The organism is Phytopseudomonas daroniae, assembly GCF_004327285.1.
In the GTDB taxonomy this organism is placed as follows: domain Bacteria; phylum Pseudomonadota; class Gammaproteobacteria; order Pseudomonadales; family Pseudomonadaceae; genus Aquipseudomonas; species Aquipseudomonas daroniae.
The window spans coordinates 91,498-109,527 of sequence record NZ_QJUI01000002.1 but is presented as its reverse complement, the minus strand read 5'-3'; the positions used below and the strand labels follow the sequence as shown (position 1 = coordinate 109,527).

At 61.2% G+C, this 18,030-nt stretch carries 16 protein-coding genes and 1 tRNA gene; 8 read left to right on the top strand and 9 right to left on the bottom strand.

Annotated features, from left to right (window positions below):
• Positions 1 to 11: 11 nt before the first annotated feature.
• Entirely contained in the window at positions 12 to 1,787 is a 1,776-nt protein-coding gene (locus DNK06_RS02330) for a S8/S53 family peptidase (RefSeq protein ID WP_131178443.1), read from the bottom strand.
• 182 nt (positions 1,788 to 1,969) lie between these two features.
• Between DNK06_RS02330 and DNK06_RS02325 the strand changes: the two genes are divergently transcribed.
• Positions 1,970 to 2,377 (top strand): transcriptional regulator, encoded by a 408-nt coding sequence (locus DNK06_RS02325; RefSeq protein WP_131178442.1) that lies wholly within the window; start codon positions 1,970 to 1,972, stop codon positions 2,375 to 2,377.
• A gap of 163 nt (positions 2,378 to 2,540) precedes the next feature.
• Here the strand turns inward: DNK06_RS02325 and DNK06_RS02320 are convergent, their stop codons facing one another.
• Together DNK06_RS02320 and DNK06_RS02315 are read right to left on the bottom strand one after the other, a co-directional pair.
• Positions 2,541 to 4,757, bottom strand: a complete 2,217-nt coding sequence (locus tag DNK06_RS02320) for an LTA synthase family protein (protein WP_131178441.1) — start codon at positions 4,755 to 4,757, stop codon at positions 2,541 to 2,543.
• A 273-nt stretch (positions 4,758 to 5,030) separates the two neighbouring features.
• Complete coding sequence (locus tag DNK06_RS02315) at positions 5,031 to 5,222, bottom strand: hypothetical protein (protein WP_207389951.1); 192 nt, start codon at positions 5,220 to 5,222, stop codon at positions 5,031 to 5,033.
• A gap of 167 nt (positions 5,223 to 5,389) precedes the next feature.
• On the opposite strand from DNK06_RS02315, the gene DNK06_RS02310 reads away from it, so the two are divergent.
• Positions 5,390 to 6,229 carry a CvfB family protein gene (locus DNK06_RS02310; protein WP_131178440.1) on the top strand — a complete coding sequence of 280 codons (840 nt, stop codon included), beginning with the start codon at positions 5,390 to 5,392 and terminating at the stop codon, positions 6,227 to 6,229.
• 72 nt (positions 6,230 to 6,301) lie between these two features.
• A tRNA-Thr gene (locus tag DNK06_RS02305) sits at positions 6,302 to 6,377 on the top strand.
• A gap of 265 nt (positions 6,378 to 6,642) precedes the next feature.
• On the opposite strand, the gene DNK06_RS02300 is transcribed toward DNK06_RS02305, so the two are convergent.
• The 3 genes from DNK06_RS02300 to DNK06_RS02285 all read right to left on the bottom strand — a co-directional run bounded on the left by DNK06_RS02300 (position 6,643) and on the right by DNK06_RS02285 (position 10,041).
• Complete coding sequence (locus DNK06_RS02300) at positions 6,643 to 7,521, bottom strand: SDR family NAD(P)-dependent oxidoreductase (RefSeq protein WP_131178439.1); 879 nt, start codon at positions 7,519 to 7,521, stop codon at positions 6,643 to 6,645.
• Positions 7,522 to 7,646: 125 nt separating this feature from the next.
• Positions 7,647 to 8,531 carry an SDR family oxidoreductase gene (locus DNK06_RS02295; protein ID WP_207389950.1) on the bottom strand — a complete coding sequence of 295 codons (885 nt, stop codon included), beginning with the start codon at positions 8,529 to 8,531 and terminating at the stop codon, positions 7,647 to 7,649.
• Positions 8,532 to 9,024: 493 nt separating this feature from the next.
• Positions 9,025 to 10,041, bottom strand: coding sequence for an aldo/keto reductase (locus tag DNK06_RS02285; protein ID WP_131178437.1), 1,017 nt, complete (start codon positions 10,039 to 10,041; stop codon positions 9,025 to 9,027).
• Positions 10,042 to 10,207: 166 nt separating this feature from the next.
• Between DNK06_RS02285 and DNK06_RS02280 the strand changes: the two genes are divergently transcribed.
• A complete protein-coding gene (locus tag DNK06_RS02280) occupies positions 10,208 to 11,128 on the top strand; it encodes a LysR family transcriptional regulator (RefSeq protein WP_131178436.1) in 921 nt (306 codons plus the stop codon).
• A gap of 182 nt (positions 11,129 to 11,310) precedes the next feature.
• Here the strand turns inward: DNK06_RS02280 and DNK06_RS02275 are convergent, their stop codons facing one another.
• The 3 genes from DNK06_RS02275 to DNK06_RS02265 form a co-directional block, all read right to left on the bottom strand.
• Positions 11,311 to 11,625, bottom strand: coding sequence for an AzlD family protein (locus DNK06_RS02275; RefSeq protein ID WP_131178435.1), 315 nt, complete (start codon positions 11,623 to 11,625; stop codon positions 11,311 to 11,313).
• Positions 11,622 to 12,332 carry an AzlC family ABC transporter permease gene (locus DNK06_RS02270; protein WP_131178434.1) on the bottom strand — a complete coding sequence of 237 codons (711 nt, stop codon included), beginning with the start codon at positions 12,330 to 12,332 and terminating at the stop codon, positions 11,622 to 11,624. Before DNK06_RS02270 ends, DNK06_RS02275 begins: the two co-directional genes overlap by 4 nt.
• Before the next feature lie 123 nt (positions 12,333 to 12,455).
• Positions 12,456 to 14,168, bottom strand: coding sequence for an amidase (locus tag DNK06_RS02265; RefSeq protein ID WP_131178433.1), 1,713 nt, complete (start codon positions 14,166 to 14,168; stop codon positions 12,456 to 12,458).
• Between the two features lie 219 nt (positions 14,169 to 14,387).
• On the opposite strand from DNK06_RS02265, the gene DNK06_RS02260 reads away from it, so the two are divergent.
• The 4 genes from DNK06_RS02260 to DNK06_RS02245 all read left to right on the top strand — a co-directional run bounded on the left by DNK06_RS02260 (position 14,388) and on the right by DNK06_RS02245 (position 17,472).
• Positions 14,388 to 14,960, top strand: a complete 573-nt coding sequence (locus DNK06_RS02260) for a flavin reductase family protein (RefSeq protein ID WP_131178432.1) — start codon at positions 14,388 to 14,390, stop codon at positions 14,958 to 14,960.
• Positions 14,961 to 15,039: 79 nt separating this feature from the next.
• Entirely contained in the window at positions 15,040 to 15,381 is a 342-nt protein-coding gene (locus DNK06_RS02255) for a hypothetical protein (protein ID WP_131178431.1), read from the top strand.
• A gap of 127 nt (positions 15,382 to 15,508) precedes the next feature.
• A complete protein-coding gene (locus tag DNK06_RS02250; protein ID WP_131178430.1) occupies positions 15,509 to 15,820 on the top strand; it encodes a DUF485 domain-containing protein in 312 nt (103 codons plus the stop codon).
• Entirely contained in the window at positions 15,817 to 17,472 is a 1,656-nt protein-coding gene (locus tag DNK06_RS02245) for a cation acetate symporter (protein ID WP_131178429.1), read from the top strand. Before DNK06_RS02250 ends, DNK06_RS02245 begins: the two co-directional genes overlap by 4 nt.
• Positions 17,473 to 18,030: the final 558 nt, after the last annotated feature.

The window sequence follows — 18,030 nt, the reverse complement described above, 5'->3', positions numbered from 1 at the left end:
TGCCCGACGTATCATCTCGCCCGATCCAGGCTTCTGACCGTCAGATCCAGTGCCTTCTGAATATCCAGCCGAGCCGAGCGGCCGATGTCCTTGTCGTTCATGTTGAAATCGCGCTCGGACGGCAGAATGGGCGCGGTCAGGTCATCGGCATCGGCGGGCTCGAAGTCGAACTCCTCACCGATGGTCATGGCACTGCGACGCAGCAGCATGCGCAATTGATCCGGATGCAGCTCGGGGTTGATCGACATCAGCGCCGCGACCACGCCGGCCACCAGTGGCGTGGCGTAGGAGGTGCCGCAATGCACGCTGCCCTGTCGGTTTTCATCGGCAGTGGAGGCGCGCACGCAGGCCGCTGCGGTGATGTCGACACGGGTGTCGACGTTCGAGGAACTGCGTGGGGTAACGTAAGCCGGGTCGCTCACTGCCACGTCTTGGTGGTCGCTGCGCTGGTGGCCGCCGACCACGAACAACTGTTCGGTGATGAAGGAGGAGGGTAGGCGGTAATCGTCGGCACCGGAGTAGGACGCACCGTTGCCGGCGGAGTTGACCACCACCACATCCGGGTGTTCGCGGCGCAACCACAGGAAGAACTCTTCCAGCAGCTCCTCGTAACCGCTCATCGCCACGCCGGAGCGCACCAGCGAGTCGATCTCGTCGCCATGGATGTTCCTGGCGCCGACGCGGTGAATACCCCAGCTCCAGTTCAATACTCGCACGCCGTCTTCTACCAGGTTGACCGAGGCGGCGATGTTGGCGGTGATGCCGGCATCCGAATTGCGGTCGACGATCACCTCGAAGCCCGGGCCTGCGCCGTCTAGGCCACGCAGGAAGCCGGTGTTGCCGCCTTCATCCCAGCGTGCGGCGAGAATACCGGCGACGGTGGTGCCATGGCCGTCCGGTTTGTCGGCGTCGCGGCTGTACAGCCGCGTGTGGGGTGTATTGTCCTTGCGTTCGGCAGCGCCAAGGTAGTCCTTGAAGTCAGGGGCGTCGAAGTCGACGTCGCGTTCGATCAGCCCGATGCGCACGGGTTTGGTTTCGATAGGCGAACGCTTCGACGGAATGCGCCGTTGGTAGTAATTCACCGCATCGAGAAAACGGTTCGCCGTCCATTCCTCTTCGTCGAGATGATCATCCGCGGATTCGCCTGCAGGTGCTTCCTGTTCCTCGGCAGAGGATTCCTCGATCACCACGGCATCGACGCTCAGCTCGCTGCCCAGGCGCAGCACCAGGGCATCACGCTGGATCAGATCCTTGGCGGGCAGGCGCAACTGGAAGGTATTGAGCGGTGGAATCGCGCCGACCACTTCGGCACCGTATTTCTTCGCCAGCGCCTTGGCCGTATCGAGGCCCTGAGCGTCTTCCTCGATGACCACGCTGACCAGATCGATGTAGGTGTTCAGGCCATCCATGTTCCTGGCCACTTCACCGGGCTTGGCAGCCAATACATGGCTTCCCGCCATGGACAGCCATACCGGGTTACTGACGGCGTCGCCCTGTTGCAACCATAGCGGGCCGCTGCGGTAGCGGTCGTTGTCGAGGCTGATACGCAGGCCATCGCGCCTGTCGACTGCATTGGCGGGCAGCGGTTTGCCATCGAGCAGCACTTGCAGATCGCCGCTCGCCATGCCGCGTGTGTCCAGGCAGAAGGTCTGGCGCTGGCGATCCAGCATGTCTTCGCAGCGGTACAGATGCTTGAGCCGCAGCGGTTCGGCCGCCAGCACCGACGGTGCGACGGCCGCCAGGAGCAGAGCGCTGAGAACGGGGCGCAGCGGTGGCCGGCGGAGCATGGGGGGAGTCCTTTGTGCGGGGGATTCGCCTCAGACTTGCGCCGTTTGCCCTTGGTTCAGGGCATGTTTTGGCAGATAGATAGGGCGAACCTTGCCAAGTGCAGCGGTTCACAACGTTATAGGCCCCTGTGGGCGCTGTACCCGATATCCCATCGGGTGCCAGAGTGATGGGAGATGATGACATGACGACTCAGACCCAAACCCATAACTGGGATCTTATCGAGCGTATGTTGCACGAGGTGCAGAACAGCGCAGGCCAGGCGTTCGTGCCGCGCCGCTGCGCCGAGGAACTGGCCGAGGCGCTACAACAGGCCGGGCAGGATGTGCGCAATATCGACGGGCTCAAGGCGCAGGCCGATCAATACGAAGCCACGCTGCTCGGTGGCGGCTTCATCGAGCCACGCCCGGAAGCTGAGGGTGGCAACGGTGAAAACTACATTCTTACCCCGCGCGGCTCTCAACTGCTGAGCATGATCGACAGTACCTTCCCCGGCGAAGAGCATCCTCGTGAGGTGCTCGATCGGCACGGTCTGGATGTGTTGACGGCAGATGTGTTCGACGGCTTGGCCCCGCGGGAGGCGCTGGTCTGAGCACGAGTATCCGTCGCGCTGGCGCGTGAACCACGGCGCAGATGCAGGGTGTGCCTGCGCCTGGAGAGCGTGATGTGTTCCCGCCACCGCCTACTACCCGTGCGTGGCGAACATGCCGAGATCGAATGGCGTTACGCGATCTACTGAGCGCAGTGAGTGTGACTCACTGCGCCAGTTCGGCATTTTTTTTCTCTGCCTGAGCCGCCAGCAGTTCGGCTTCCATCGGCCGGGTCTCGACACTGAAATCGGTGATTTCGATGGAGCCTTTACCTTCACCCACCAGGTGGAAGGAAAACGCCTTGCGCGTGTCGAGGTTGTCGAACGCGAAGCTGAGCTCCAGCGGTTGACCTTCCTTCAGGAGCGGAATCTCCGGGATGTTGATCAGCACATCGCGGTCGAATTCCTTGGTCTTCAGGCGCAGCGTAGCGCCTGACTCCGCCATCTTCAGCGCATTGATCTTCAGGGTCACCGTTGTCTGCGTGCCCTTCGGCAGTTCCAGGTACTGGGCGCCAATCAGGTTGTCGGCCCAGTCGTCGCCCGGGGTGGTACGCAGGCGGATGCGCTCGTTACTGGCGAACTGCAGCAACTGATTGCCCTGACCATCGCTCAGGGAACGATCCAGCAACTCGGCACGCTGGCTCACCAGGCGTGCCGGCTTGCCGCTGACGCGGCCCAGGTATTGCGCATGATCGGCAATGAACCCTGGGCTGGCATAGCGCCGACAGACCTGCTGGAAGTTGCATTCGGTGAGTGTGCCGTGGCCATCGTGCTCGCGCAGCAGGCCATTGGTGTAGGAAATGATCTCGCGGCCCTGGGGATAGTCACGCAGCATCGAGCGGCCGGCGATGTCCGCCGGCAGCGGCAGGGCGAAGTAGTCGAGGATCGAAGCGGTCAGGTCGACGTGCCCGTAGACGCCTTCTTTGATCGACGGCAACTGAGCCTGCTCCGGAGCCAGCATCAGGTTGAAGCCCCAGGCCGATGCCAGGCGCACGTTCTCGATGCCGTGGGATTCGTCGGACGTCACCACCACCAGGGTATCGTCGAGCACGCCACGCTGCTCCAGCGCATCGAGGAACTCACCGATGGCGTCGTCGAGGTAAGCGATGGCTGCCTGTTTGGCGTTGGGGTAGCGGTCGAGGTAGTCGGTGGGGGCGGAGTAGGGCTGATGGGTGCCGACGGTCAGCAGGGTCAGCATCCAGGGCGCCTTCTGCTCGCGCAGGCCATCGACGTAGGTCAGCGCGCCTTCGAAGTAGGCTCGATCATCCATGCCCCAGGCGAAATCGAGGTAGGGCGTATTGCGGAACCAGTCGCGGCCCAGGGTCTTTTCGAAACCCATGCGCGGCATGATCTGATCCTTGGCCATGAAGCGCAGCCCGGCACCCTGCAGGAAATGCGTACTGAAGCCCTGTTCACGCAACTGAGCAGGCAGGCACTGGGCGCTGCGCTCGGCATTGGCCAGCAGCTCGATGCCTTTCGGTGTCCCCGAGGCGAGCTTGTCGTAGTCGCCGCAGAGCATTGCATAGAGCCCGCGGATGGTCTGGTGGCCGTGCAGTACGTAATCGCTGGTCAGCATGCCGCGCTCGGCCCATTGGCTCAGGCGTGGCATCGGGTCGGCTTGATAGCTGCTGCCGATGGCTCGGCGACTGGCGGCGATATAGGCGCCGGGAATGCCTTCCAGGATGATGATCAATACATTGCGCGCGCGGCCGGGTTCGCTCAGCAGCGGAGTGCCATCCATATCCAGTCGGTTCAGCCCGGTCACGTCTGGCGGGCTGTTCGGCTGGCCCTTGGTGAGCCAGTCCTCGAGGTCGAGCTGAGCGGCGCTGATGCCTTCGGCCAGCCATTTGTGCGGCAGGTTGAATTGCAACCACTGATCCGCTTCGCTGGGGCTGCGGTACTGGTAGATGCCATGGGCGGCGAACAGGCCGAGCGGCAGCAGCAGCCAGGCTGGCGATGCTTTGCTGGCGCGGTGTTTGCGGCTGATGGCGAAGAGAATGAAAAATGCCAGGGAAACCGCGATAAGCCCGGCAGCCAGCCAGGGATGAGTGAGGCCGCCGCCCTGGGTCGAGTGGCTGATGAATTGCGCGTCGGTGAGGTAATGCAGATCCGTCGGCTCCGGCATGCGCCCCACGGCGCTGACCAATTCAACGGTACCGAGGTTGAGCGTCACCCAGCCCAGAATCAACGGAATACCCAGCAGCAGGCCACGGCGTTGTACCAACCACAGCAACAGGCTGCCGATGGCCAGATCCGAGAGATAACCGTAGGGATGCGACCAGCCCAGTGCGTAGCGGCTGATCAGGGGAAGCAGCATGAACATGACAGCCAGCGCCGCCAGAGCACTGACGGGCCGCTGCAGCCAGGGGCTGAAAGAACGCACTTGTATTCCTCAAGCAATTGCCAGTGATCGACATGCCCGCTCGAGCTCTGTCATATCGGATGTATTGCGTGGCAAGCAGGTACGGCGCTGAGCCGGAAAACCGACCGCGCTGAAAGCGGACTGACATCATTCTGAAACATGCGTGTGCTCATCGCTAGCGACAAGCGGCGAAGTCGAGAAATATATCGTTCAAATCATTGCCCGGGCGGGCGGGGGGAAGGTTGCCGACCTGGCGCCCGGCATGCAGGCGCTGCAGGTCGATACAGACCGGTATTACTTCTTGGCGATAGTAATATGGCGGCTGGCTGGACCGTTGGTCTGGCCACTGACGCCTTTGGCGATCTCCTGGATCTTGCCACCGGACTTGAGAAACGCCGCTATCTGGGCGTTGATCGATTCGCTGGTTTCGACAGCTGGGGCGGGTTTAGCTTTGCTCTGGGATGCTTTGACGCGCATGACGGCCATTTAACCTACTCGGAGAATCAAGATGGCCGCCTATCTTACCACCTTGAGGCGCATCGCTGTTCACTCAATGACCAGTGGGCAGAAATTGCTCTGAACCAGGCTTGCACTACCGAGAATCCCGCAGGCGACTCGGGTAAACTGCCGGCCTGAAAATGAGGGTAGGCACCATGGCTGTTATCGGACGTATGAATTCCTTGCAGGTCGTCAAGCACATCGACTTCGGTCTGTACCTGGATGGCGGGGCGGATGGCGAAATCCTGCTGCCCAAGCGCTACATCCCCAAGGAGACGCCGAGCGAGGTGGAAGACTGGCTCAACGTGTTCGTCTACCTGGACAGCGAAGACAAGTTGATCGCCACCACCGAGAAACCCAAGGTACAAGTCGGCGAGTTCGCCAGCCTGAAAGTGGTCGACATCAATCGCGTTGGCCTGTTTCTGGACTGGGGGCTGCCCAAGGATCTGCTGCTGCCGCACTCCGAAGAGAAACGCCCGCTGCAGATCGGCGATTACTGCGTGGTGCACGTGTTCGTCGACAAGCGCAGCCGCCGTATCACCGCGACCGCGCGGCTGGATCGCTACCTGGACAAAGTGCCGGCCACCTACAAGACCGGCGATGAAGTCGACCTGCTGGTGGTCGAGCCAACCGATATGGGCTTCAAGGCGATCATCAACGGCAAGCACTGGGGGCTGATCCACAAGAACGAAGTGATCGGCTTCATGCGTGGCGGCATCCGCCAGCCGGGTTTCATCAAGGACATGCGCGCCGATGGCAAGATCAGCCTCAGCCTGCAACCAATCGGTCAGCAAGCCGCAGACGGCCTCAGCGAGCAGATTCTCAGTCGCCTGCGCGAAAGCGGCGGCGTGCTGGAGCTGAGCGACAAGAGCTCGCCCGAACGCATCAGCGCGATGTTCCGGGTCAGCAAGGGCAACTTCAAGAAAGCGATTGGCGGCCTATACAAGCAGGGATTGATCCACATCCATGAAGACCGCATCGAACTGGTGGGATAACCGCGGTTACCGGGCGGCTGGCTAAAAAACGCTTGAGTGGTACGTGTTGCCTGCTAATAATGCGCGCGTCCCGCCGGTGTAGCTCAGTCGGTAGAGCAGCGCACTCGTAACGCGAAGGTCGCAGGTTCGATTCCTGTCTCCGGCACCATTAAAATCAAAGGCTTGCAGTGATTTGCCATGACAGCGTCGATCGGCATGGCTGCACGTTGACAGCAACGAAAGCCCCGCCAGTATCTCTGCGTGGGGCTTTTTTGTGCATGCTGTGAAATGTCTGTCGAGTTCTATGCGGAACCATGAGGCATACCTTTGCGGCATCCTTGAGCAAGCGCTGCAGTTCCGGATGATTCGAGGCGGCGGCGCTGGCGTTTTCAATATATCGGCAAGAACCGATATGAAGCAGCTATGGACGGCGATTAGGCAATCGTGGTTCCCGTGATGCCGGCCAGATAGTGCATCAGGCGATCTTGCACCTCCACTCGTTGGGCAGCGGGATGCATGGACTGAAGCTTTTGATGATGAAAGTTCCGGCCCGTCACCTGCGCGGCGTCATCATTGCTTACCGCCAGCCATGCCTGGGTGGATGCCCCTTTTGCCAGGTCACCCGGTGCAAAGATACCTCCGCCCCTGGTGGGCACCCAGCCGGGATCAACCGCGTTACTCAATACTTGCGGCCAGCGGCGAGCAACAGCCAGCGCTAGAAGCACGTTGTGCAACTTGCTGTCGCAATAGGCCTGCGTTTCATTCCAGCGACGCGTTTCCCATTGGAGATCCTCTAGGCTGGGGTCGCCTCGATTGTGCATGCTGGAAGTGAGATAGATAAGCCGGTTCGGCCGATGGATCAGCGCTGTCAGAAGATAAGGGGTAACGACGTTGATGGCGAAAAGCTGCGACAGTCCATCGCTTGTCTCGATTCGACGCTTTGACAAGCGATCTCCAAGGCCGACGTTGTGGATGACCGCATCGAAGCGGCCGAGCGTGTTCACCTGTTCCGCAACGGAGCGCATGCCCGCCAAGGTAGCGACATCACCGATGACCACCGCCTCACAAGCCGCAAGCGCGGATTTCGTCTGCTCGGCTCGTACCGCATTGCGCGCATGGAGGACAACGCGGTGCCCCTGTTCGGCCAGCGCCTGACCGGCAAGCAAGCCGAGGCCACTTGAAGAGCCCGTTATGAATACCCGTGCTTTCGGTGCGGCCCTGGTGATAGCAGGTGCCGCGATTGTAGCCACGCCAATGGCCGCAGCGATCAGGATATGGCGCCTGGAAAGGCCGATTTTGTCCACATGCCGCATGACGTCTCCATACACATTGGCCAACGTTCCAGCTACGGCCCGCTGCCGTCATCGAAGTGACTGAGCCAAGGACACCCTTGGCGCTGAGTGTGGCGCTTTCTTTGTCGCAGGGGAGGGGCTACCCGTCAGGCGTTGAACCCTGCATCCACCGTGACGACGGAACCAGTCATGAAGCTGGCGGCAGGGCTTGCAAGGAAGGTCACGGCAGCAGCTATATCGGCCGGCGAACCGTAACGGCCGAGTGCAGTCAGGCTGCGATTGACATCGGCCCAGTCACCATCAGCGGGGTTTTGGTCTGTGTCGATCGGCCCTGGTTGAACCAGATTCACTGTGATGCCCTGAGGGCCGAGCTCGCGAGCGAGCCCCCGTGTGAAGGCCAGGAGCGCCGACTTGGTCATCGAGTACACCGTCAGGCCCGGGAAGGGGACACGCTCGGCAACGCATGAACCAATGGTGATAATGCGACCGCCTTGCTTGAGATGCGCGATGGCCGCCTGCGCGGCCAGAACGGCCGCACGTGTATTCACGTTCAGAAGTGCATCGATATCGGCGAGGCTCATGCTCGCAAACGCGCCGTCACGGGAGATTCCGACGTTGTTGACGAGAATGTCGAGGCCACCCAGTTTTCCGGCCGCTTCTTCGACCGAGCTTTTTACCGCGTCCGGGTCGGCACTGTCGGCCCGGATGGCGAAGCCGCGTCGGCCTTTTGCTTCAATTGCCCGGACAACCTCGGTCGCCTGATTGGCTGAGTTCAAATAGGTGATGGCCACGTCCGCGCCTTTATCCGCGAGTGCCAATGCGATTCCGGCACCGATGCCGCGCGACGCCCCCGTCACCAGTACGCGCTTGCCAACTAACGTCTCCAGGTTTTCATCCCTCCCGCCACGCCCGGTATCGCGTGTCTCCCCGGCCGTGCTGGCGATGGCCGACGCAGCGACCGCAGCGGTGCTGGCGGCCGCGCCGATCAGGATGCGGCGCCTGGTGATCCCAAAACTATCCTCATGCTGCATAACGCTCTCCTTACACTGGTCGGTTTTTAGCTTGCTGCGATGTATGTTTTGGGCTGCCAATGGAACCGTTATCTGCTGGTTCATTTGCACCACGGTCACAATCCGGAGGCGACACGCCACCAATGGAGACGCTCGAGAAGTGCGCTCCTTCAATCCGCTGAAAAGAGTCCAGCTACTAGGGTCTGTTGATGTTTCAGCGCGAGCCGCGTTGCTGCGAGAAATCTCGCCAGGCTAGGCGGAGGACGCCGGTAATGGTTGTTCCCTTGCCAAGTCCTCCAACAACGCATGGCGAGATTTCCCGCGCAACCCGCAGGGCCGGGCCCGTTTTGTCGCGATGCTGCGTTTCTCGCCGGCTCATTTGGCCAGCCAAACTTCGCGGCTCGTGCCTTGCCTCGCGGCAAAACGGGCTCCGGCGCGGCCGTGCGTGAAACGTCAACAGACCCTAGGTTGATTCGCAAGAACCGCAGGTCTTGTCGATTCAGGTGATCTCAGGTCAGGAGTACCGTTCGCTCGAACGATCCAGAAGCCAGCCGGGGTACTCGACTGGCAGTTTGCTGACCGAGTCGAGCGTGGAGAGATCGGTGTCGTCCAGGTGAATGCTGGTCGCCTGCACGTTCTGCGAAAGTTGCTCGACGCTCTTCGCGCCAAGGATGACCGTCGTCACCACCGGCTGATGCAAAAGCCACGCGATGGCGATCTGACCCACAGTGGCGTCATGCCTGTGTGCAATGGCTCTCAGCGCCTCTATCAGCGGCTCGCCGCGGCGACGGTCGATTGGCGGAAAGTCCAGTTCCTCCAACCTGCCACCTACGACGTCGCTCACCGCGGAATATTTTCCTGTCAGGTAACCGCCTGCCAGAGGGCTCCAGACCATGAGACCAACCTGCTCGGAGCCCAGCATTGGGATGATCTCCCGCTCGATATCGCGGCCCACCAGTGTGTAGTAGGCCTGCAAGGAAATGATCGGCGCGAGATTCCGTGCTTTACCTATCCCCAGCGCCTTCATGACCTGCCAGGCGGCCCAGTTCGACAGGCCGACGTAGCGGACATCGCCGACGCGGACAAGCGTGTCGAGCGCCTCCAATGTTTCTTCGATCGGCGTTGCTGGATCGAATGCATGGATCTGGTAAAGGTCGATATGGTCGAGGCCTAGCCGACGCATGCTCACACGGCACTGGCTCAGGAGGTGGCGGCGGGAAGTGCCACGCATGTTCGGCCCCTCACCCACAGCAGAGGCCGCCTTGGTGGCAATGATGACATCGTCCCTCGGCACACCGAGGTTGCGCAGGGCCTGACCGAGCATGGTTTCGCTGCGACCATCGGCATAGACATTCGCCGTGTCGAAGGTATTGATGCCTGCATCTAGAGCTGCACCAACGAGTGCATCGGCTTCATCCTGTCCGAGCTTGCCGACTTGTCCCCATAGGCCGTCGGTGCCCCCGAATGTCATCGCACCAAAGCACAGTTCGGATACGAACAGTCCGCTATTGCCGAGCTTGCGCATGCGCATTGCCTGTTCTCCAAGAAACTCACGCTGACGGCGGATGGCCAAATATTGGGGGAAGCTTGGTGTTCGAGCTTCTGCCCTCTCTGACGAAAGAAGGTACGCCTTGGACTGAGCATCTAGAAGGCCGCAATTTCGACATGACTGATAAGCATGCGTTTACAATGCCCCCATGAATCCGTCCCTGCTTCCCTCACTCGCATGGTTCGCTCACATCGCTCGCCACGGCAGCTTCACGCGCGCGGCCGAGGAAATGGGCGTGTCTAGGGCTGCCCTGTCGCAAAACCTCAAGTCTCTTGAGCGTCAGCTGGGCGTACGGTTGCTTTACCGCACTACCCGCGATATGTCCCTGACCGAGGCAGGGCAGCAACTGCTCGACACCTTGCAGCCCACGCTGAGCCAGATCGAGCATGCGGTTCGCAACCTGGCCGAGACCGGTGGTGCGCCAGCCGGCCTGATTCGGGTCAATACATCGCGCCTGGCGGCGAAGGCGCTGTTGGAACCCCACCTGGCGGAGTTCTACGGACGTTATCCGCAAGTCAGGGTCGAATTGATCATGGACGACACCCTGTCGAACATCATCGCCGATGGCTGCGATGTCGGTATTCGCTTGGGGCACAGCCTTGCGGAGCACGTCGTTGCCGTCCCGATCAGTTCCGCGATATCCATGGTGGTCGTTGGCTCGCCAGCCTACTTCGAACGGCACGGAGTACCGGGGACCCCCGAAGACTTGATACAACACAACTGCATCAACTACCGAAACTCAGGCAGTGGTGCGCTCCGTAACTGGAATTTCAACGAACCTGGCAGTAAGGGGCGGTACTTCACCCAGTCCGTAGCCGGGAACTTCACAACCAACGACGACCAGAACATGACACGAGCAGCAGTCCAGGGAGTTGGGCTGATCCAGCACGTCGACATCGCCATTCAGCAGCATTTGGCTGATGGCAGCCTTGTTCAGGTTCTTCGCGACTGGGCCTACAGCCAGGACGGCTTCTACCTGTACTCGCCCTCACGGGAGCAAATGCCCTCCAAAGTACGTGTATTGCTCGACTTTCTGAAAGAGAAACGAGAAGTGATGTCGCTTCCATAGTGTGGCCTCAGCTATGGGTTGCTAGCTGTAGCTTCGAGATGTCCGCCCATGAACTTCCCCTTATTGCAGGCCTCCCTTCGCTTTGGTGCTCATACCGACGGCACATGTATGTTCGGGCACGCAACTTTGGCGCGCCATAACGAGGTGCATCCGTGGGCTGGCTAATGCGCCAATCTACCGAGTCACGCCCCAAGTTGCCTGACGAGGGCGGCAACAAGTATCCCTGCCGCAATCGCCGGAAGCGGTTTCTTGACCAGCAGCATGACGATCGCCGTGGCCAACAATGCCAGTCGTGCACCGCTGTCACCTTCCAGGGCCAGAGGCGCTAGCAGTGCCACCAGTACGGAGCCGGACATGGCACTGATGAACTGCTGGGTTCTGAGGTTTATTGGTACGAACGACATGACGAAAATGCCGCCCCAGCGCGTTGCAAGTGTTACCACCGCCATGACGGCGACAACGATCATGGCTCCGCTGCCGGCCGATTCGATCATCATGCTTTTTTCTCCATCCACAAGGCACCGAGCATGCCGCCCGCCAGTGCGCCGACGACCACGTGGCTATTGCTGGGCATGTACCAGTAGGCCAGCAGGGAGGCGGATGCGGCGACTGCCCAGATGACCAGGATCCGCAGGTTCTTCTGCCCACCTACGACCATGGCTAGCAGAAAGCAGCCCATGACCATATCCAGGCCGAAACTCACCGGATCATCGATGGCGCTGCCGAAGTAGATACCCAGCCAGGTTCCCAGGATCCAGGCTGACCACAGCGCCAGGCCGCCACCGAGCAGAAGCCCCAGGCCTGGCTCCCCGCGGCCGAACGCCTGCATCGACATCGCCCAGTTGGCGTCGGATGCGACGAGCATGACGCCGTAGCGCTTTGCTGGCGGCAGGTTGCTCAGCCAGGGATACAGTGTTGCGCCCATCAGCAGATGGCGGGCGTTGATCGCAAATACCGTCAGCGCCAAGGGCACCAGCGGTATGTGAGTTCCCCACAGATCCAACGCTGCGAACTGTGACGCTCCCGCGAACACCAGTGCGCTCATGGCAATGCTGGTATCAATGCTCAGCCCCGACTGCGTGGCGGCAAGCCCGAAGGCCAGGCCGAACAGAATGACGAAGGCCGAAATGGGCAGGAATGCCTTGAATCCGTCCCAGGCGATCGAAATATCGATCGCTTCCAGATTCTTACCTTTGCTCGACAATCTATCGCTCCTTTCTTTATATCGACTGCGTTTGGCAGCAGGGCATTCTCACGCTATCCAAGCACGCCGTTTACGTGGATCGTTGCGCAATGACCTGATGGCACAGGTATGTGCCTGACTCGATCACGGGCTCTCTGATAGCGGCGGGGTGCGCGGTGGAATCTGGCGTTTCGAACCGGTCGATTCGTAGGCGCAGGCCAGGCGCAGCAGCGCCGAGTCGTCGTAGGCGCGGCCGGCGAAGGTCAGTCCCACGGGCATGCCGATATCCGCCATCACGCCCATCGGCACGGTGACCGTGGGCACGCCAAGGTGGCGGATGGCGAGGTTGCCGTTGGCGACCCAGATGCCATTGCTCCAGGCGATGTCCGCAGAGGCTGGGTTCACATCGGCATCCGCAGGCCCCACATCGGCGACGGTGGGGAACAGCACAGCGTCGAGTCCCAGTTGATCCATCCATTGCTCGAGATCGATCTGCCGGGTTTTCTCCAGCCCGCGCAGGCCATCGGGCAGCGTGGCAATCTCGTGCCATGGGGTGATGCCGCGCTCGGCCATGCGTACGTACTCGTCCATGCCGGCGGCAAGATCGTCCTCACGGTTGGGCAGGGTGCCTGGGTCGTGCGGGAAAATCTGCGAGCCGTCCACGTCGGCGAGGCGATTCAGCTTGGGGTCGCCATTGGCGCGCAGAAAATCATCGAAGGCCCAGGCCGACAACTCCCATAGCTCGTCATGCAGAAACTCCCTGGAGACCAGGCCGCGGTTGAACACCGTCGAGGCGCCAGGGCGATCACCTTCGCAGTTGGAAACCAGCGGGAAATCCACGTCGACCACTTCGGCCCCGGCACTCTCGAGCGCCTGGCGGGCTTTCTCCCACAGCGCGATCACCGAAGCGCGGGTATGAATTCGCTGCCCGGTCGGCCCGCCGATGCCCGGCGACTCACTGGTGCCCGCTTCGGGGTCGGCATTGATGAACATGCGCGGTACGCCAAAGCGTTTGCCGGCGAGGGCGCCGGCATTCGCGGCCAGTGCCCGGTAGGAATCGGGCCTGACCGAGGAGGCGCTGGGGATCGGCACCCAGGGTTGCAGGCGCCACAGGTCGCCACGGGTGTCGGGGTCGTCGGCGACGACCACGTCCAGCACTTCGAGCAGATCCGCCATGCTCCGCGCATAGGGCACCACCACGTCCATGGTCGGCGTCAGCGGCCAGTTGCCACGCACCGAGATCACCCCGCGCGACGGCGTGTAGGCGCACAGACCGTTGTTGGAAGCCGGCCCGCGACCGCTCGACCAGGTTTCTTCGGCCAGACCGAAGGCGGCGAAACTGGCGGCCGTCGCGGTGCCGGCGCCGTTCGACGAGCCCGAGGCGAATGGAGCGGTCAGGTAGTCGGCGTTGTACGGGCTTTCGGCGCGGCCGTAGACACCACGCTGCATGCCACCGTTGGCCATGGGCGGCATATTGGTCTTGCCCAGGCAGATGGCACCGGCAGCGCGCAGGCGTTCGACGGTAAAGGCATCGCGGTGGGCGAGCAGATCCTTGAAGGCCGGGCTGCCAGAGGCCGCAGTCAGCCCCTTGACCAGGTAGCTGTCCTTGGCCGTGTAGGGAATGCCATCGAGCGGGCCCAGGGTTTCGCCTCGGGCGCGGCGGGCATCGGAGGCTTCGGCTTCGAGCAGCGCATCCGGGTTGCGTACCACCACGGCATTCAGCGCGGTGGGCGTCTGCGGGCCGTCGTAGGCGTCGATCCTGGCGAGGTAGGCCTTGACCAATTCGACCGCCGTGACGCGACCCGCTTCGAGCGCGGCGCGCAGTTGGGCAATGGAAACTTCGGTTACCTCGATCATGGTGTCACCACTGGTTGCTGACAGGCGCTCGACGTCTGACGTCACGCGGCGCCCGAATGGGATGGAGGGCTGAATCAAAGCCGGCACGGGCGTCGATTCTAGTGTGCCTGGGGCGCCAGGGGCAGTCTGTCGATCAACTTGTTTCTGGCCAGCCCGGAGCCTGGCTCGCGACGACCGATGTTGTACATTGCCGCTCTGGTGTTTCAGAGAGGTACTTTCATGGATAAGCCGATCAAGCCCGTGAGTCTGGACAAGGCCTACCGCTTGCTCAACCACGGCCCCACGGTGCTGGTGTCCGCGCGGCACGACGGCGTTGACGACGTGATGGCCGCCGCCTGGGCCTGTGCCCTGGATTTCGATCCGCCCAAGCTCACCGTGGTGCTGGACAAGATCACTGCGACTCGTGTGCTGATCGAGCGTAGTGGTCAGTTCGTCATTCAGGTACCTACGGCTGCGCAATTGGAATTGACCCACCAGCTTGGCTCCCGCAGCTTGAACGACGAGGCCGACAAGTTGGCCAATTCCGGCGTGCAACTCTTCACCCTGGGCGGTCAGGGTCTGCCGTTCGTAGAGGGCTGCTCGGCGTGGCTGGCCTGTCGCTTGATCGCTGAGCCGCACAACCAGCAGGTGTATGACCTGTTCATTGGCGAGGTGATCGGCGCCTGGGCCGATTCGCGGGTATTCCGCGATGGGCGTTGGCACTTCGAAGACGCCGATCCGGCTTGGCGCAGTATCCATCATGTGGCCGGCGGTCACTTTTACGGGATCGGCGAGGCGCTTGGCCGGAAATGATCCGGGCTGGCTAGGGTCTCAGGTAGGGATGGGGCAAGGTGCCGTTGCCTGACGCGCACTGTAGTTATCGGAGTTCGAGATGAAATCACTGATCAGTTTCACCCTGCTGCTGGTTTTCCTTGCCGGTACGACCGCGTGGGCGGATGAGCGCGCCCCGCAGACTATCCGCGTGATTCCCAAAGCCTATGTAAGCCCAGGCGCCAGCGGCAGTATCGACAGCTATGAGCGCCAGGAGCGCTACGACATTCACGGTGGCCAGCCCATCCCGCGGGATATCGGCTCGAGCCGTTATGAAAGTGGCCGGCGCAGCTCGACCTTCGAGACCCGTGGAGGCATCCGCCAGAGCATCGAATACCCGAGCGGCTATGAGATTCAGCGGTATCCGGGGCAGGGGTCGCAGCAGTATCAGCAGCGGCGCTGACTGCGGGCCAGGCATTAGACTTTGGTCTAAAAAGCTCGGGGGCTTCGACTAAGGTCGTCTGTCGCAGGCTGAGCGCCGATTTACAGTTATCCCAACCAGCATCCTGCTGGGTGAGGATAACAATAAAATGAACGACAGCATCTACCGGCGGATCGAGCAAAGTCCGCATTTCAAGGAGTTAGTAGCCAAGCGTGAGCGATTCGCCTGGATACTTTCCGCCATCATGCTTGCCATCTACGTCGGCTTCATTCTGCTCATCGCCTTCGTGCCCGGCTGGCTCGGAACCCGCATCAACCCCGACTCTCCGATCACCTGGGGAATTCCCGTCGGTGTCGGCGTGATCCTCTCGGCTTTCGTGCTGACCGGCATCTATGTACGTCGTGCCAACAGCGAATTCGACAACCTGAACCAGGTAATCCTGGATGAGGCGGGCAAATGATCGGCCGTATTCTCTCCGCTTTGGCCCTGATGGCCCTGACCCCCACTCTGTGGGCCGATGCCTTGACCGGTGACGTACAACGTCAGGCGGTCAATACTCCCGCTATCCTGATGTTCCTTGCTTTCGTCGGTGGCACGCTGTGCATCACTTACTGGGCTTCCAAGCGCAGCAAGTCGACGTCTGATTTCTATACCGCCGGGGGCGGTATCACAGGCTTCCAGAATGGCCTGGCAATCGCTGGTGACTATATGTCGGCGGCGTCCTTTCTGGGTATTTCCGCGCTGGTGTTCACGTCGGGCTATGACGGCCTGATCTACTCCATCGGCTTCCTGGTCGGCTGGCCGGTGATTCTCTTCCTGATCGCCGAGCGCCTGCGCAACCTGGGCAAGTACACCTTTGCCGACGTGGCGTCCTATCGCCTCAAACAGAAGGAAATCCGCACGCTGTCAGCCAGTGGCTCGCTGGTGGTGGTGGCCTTTTACCTGATCGCGCAGATGGTCGGTGCCGGCAAGCTGATCGAGCTGCTGTTCGGCCTCGATTACCACGTTGCGGTCGTGCTGGTCGGTATCCTGATGGTGATGTACGTGCTGTTCGGCGGCATGCTGGCCACCACCTGGGTACAGATCATCAAGGCGGTGCTGCTGCTCTCCGGTGCGTCGTTCATGGCGTTCATGGTGATGAAGCACGTTGGCTTCAACTTCAATACCCTGTTCACGGAAGCCATCAAGGTTCACGCCAGCGGCGAAGCGATCATGAGCCCCGGCGGCCTGGTGAAGGATCCGATCTCGGCGATTTCCCTCGGCCTGGCGCTGATGTTCGGTACTGCGGGCCTGCCGCACATCCTCATGCGCTTCTTCACCGTTGGCGATGCCAAGGAAGCCCGCAAATCGGTTTTCTACGCCACCGGCTTCATCGGTTACTTCTACATCCTGACCTTCATCATCGGCTTCGGCGCGATCCTGCTGGTCAGCACCAATCCGGCCTTCAAGGACGCTGCTGGTGCACTGCTGGGCGGCAACAACATGGCGGCGGTTCACCTGGCCAACGCGGTGGGTGGCAGCATATTCCTGGGCTTCATCTCGGCCGTGGCCTTCGCCACCATCCTCGCGGTGGTAGCAGGGCTGACCCTGGCTGGTGCCTCGGCGGTATCCCATGACCTGTACGCCAGCGTGATCAAGAAGGGCAACGTCAACGAGAAGGATGAGCTGCGCGTATCGAAGATCACCACCGTGTGCCTGGGTGTACTGGCCATCGGTCTGGGTATCGCCTTCGAGAAGCAGAACATCGCCTTCATGGTGGGCCTGGCGTTCTCCATCGCGGCGAGCTGTAACTTCCCTGTGCTGTTCCTCAGCATGTACTGGAAGAACCTGACCACCCGTGGCGCCATGATCGGCGGCTGGCTGGGCCTGATCACCGCAGTGGTGCTGATGATCCTCGGCCCGACTGTGTGGGTCTCGGTGCTCGGCCACGAGAAGGCGATCTTCCCGTACGAATACCCGGCACTGTTCTCCATGATCGTGGCCTTCGTAGGGATCTGGTTCTTCTCGATCACCGACAAGTCCGAATCGGCTGCAGGAGAACGTGCGCTGTTCCTGCCACAGTTCGTACGTTCGCAAACCGGTTTGGGTGCTAGTGGCGCTTCGGCCCACTGATTTACCTGGCTGGATAAGAAGGGGCGGCCTCTGGGCCGCCCCTTTTCTTTTGGGACGTGCAGTGGGTGACGGCGGGAGTGGCTTGCCGGATTCGTGGAACAGCAGGTTCTAGCCCCAGCAACCGAAGGCTCGGTAGGCGGCACAGGGTGAGATGCCGAGCAGGGTGGGATGGAAAGTGGGAAGTCCTTGCGCAGCCGCGAAGCAGACGCTTCACGTGAGTAGCCATGATGCTTTCGTTCAGCGCTGTGGGCATGCGCGTACTCGATAGCTGCAAGCAGGTTGCTTGCAGATAAGAGTCTGAGAGACTGTTCATGGTCTTTGTGTACTTGGGAACCCGTATCCCTATGGATCGACGGCAATAAGGCGGAAGCGGACGCTCACCCCGTAGGGTGGATCGGGGCGCGTAGCTGACGCTCTTTTCATCCACCATTGCGATTGCAGAGCGGTGGACGGATCGGGCCGCGTAGGCAAGCGTCGTCCACCCTACGACAGGCTGCTTCGCCACTTTGCGGTCATTGCACATGGAATTTCGTCGACAGATCGTGAACAGGTTCTAAG

Coding starts and splice junctions, on each gene's coding strand:
- DNK06_RS02265 (WP_131178433.1), bottom strand. CDS start 14,168: ATGATCGAGGTAACCGAAGTTTCCATTGCCCAACTGCGCGCCGCGCTC.
- DNK06_RS02250 (WP_131178430.1), top strand. CDS start 15,509: ATGAACGACAGCATCTACCGGCGGATCGAGCAAAGTCCGCATTTCAAG.
- DNK06_RS02255 (WP_131178431.1), top strand. CDS start 15,040: ATGAAATCACTGATCAGTTTCACCCTGCTGCTGGTTTTCCTTGCCGGT.
- DNK06_RS02275 (WP_131178435.1), bottom strand. CDS start 11,625: ATGATGATCGAATCGGCCGGCAGCGGAGCCATGATCGTTGTCGCCGTC.
- DNK06_RS02295 (WP_207389950.1), bottom strand. CDS start 8,531: ATGCAGCATGAGGATAGTTTTGGGATCACCAGGCGCCGCATCCTGATC.
- DNK06_RS02330 (WP_131178443.1), bottom strand. CDS start 1,787: ATGCTCCGCCGGCCACCGCTGCGCCCCGTTCTCAGCGCTCTGCTCCTG.
- DNK06_RS02325 (WP_131178442.1), top strand. CDS start 1,970: ATGACGACTCAGACCCAAACCCATAACTGGGATCTTATCGAGCGTATG.
- DNK06_RS02280 (WP_131178436.1), top strand. CDS start 10,208: ATGAATCCGTCCCTGCTTCCCTCACTCGCATGGTTCGCTCACATCGCT.
- DNK06_RS02300 (WP_131178439.1), bottom strand. CDS start 7,521: ATGCGGCATGTGGACAAAATCGGCCTTTCCAGGCGCCATATCCTGATC.
- DNK06_RS02285 (WP_131178437.1), bottom strand. CDS start 10,041: ATGCGCATGCGCAAGCTCGGCAATAGCGGACTGTTCGTATCCGAACTG.
- DNK06_RS02310 (WP_131178440.1), top strand. CDS start 5,390: ATGGCTGTTATCGGACGTATGAATTCCTTGCAGGTCGTCAAGCACATC.
- DNK06_RS02245 (WP_131178429.1), top strand. CDS start 15,817: ATGATCGGCCGTATTCTCTCCGCTTTGGCCCTGATGGCCCTGACCCCC.
- DNK06_RS02315 (WP_207389951.1), bottom strand. CDS start 5,222: ATGGCCGTCATGCGCGTCAAAGCATCCCAGAGCAAAGCTAAACCCGCC.
- DNK06_RS02260 (WP_131178432.1), top strand. CDS start 14,388: ATGGATAAGCCGATCAAGCCCGTGAGTCTGGACAAGGCCTACCGCTTG.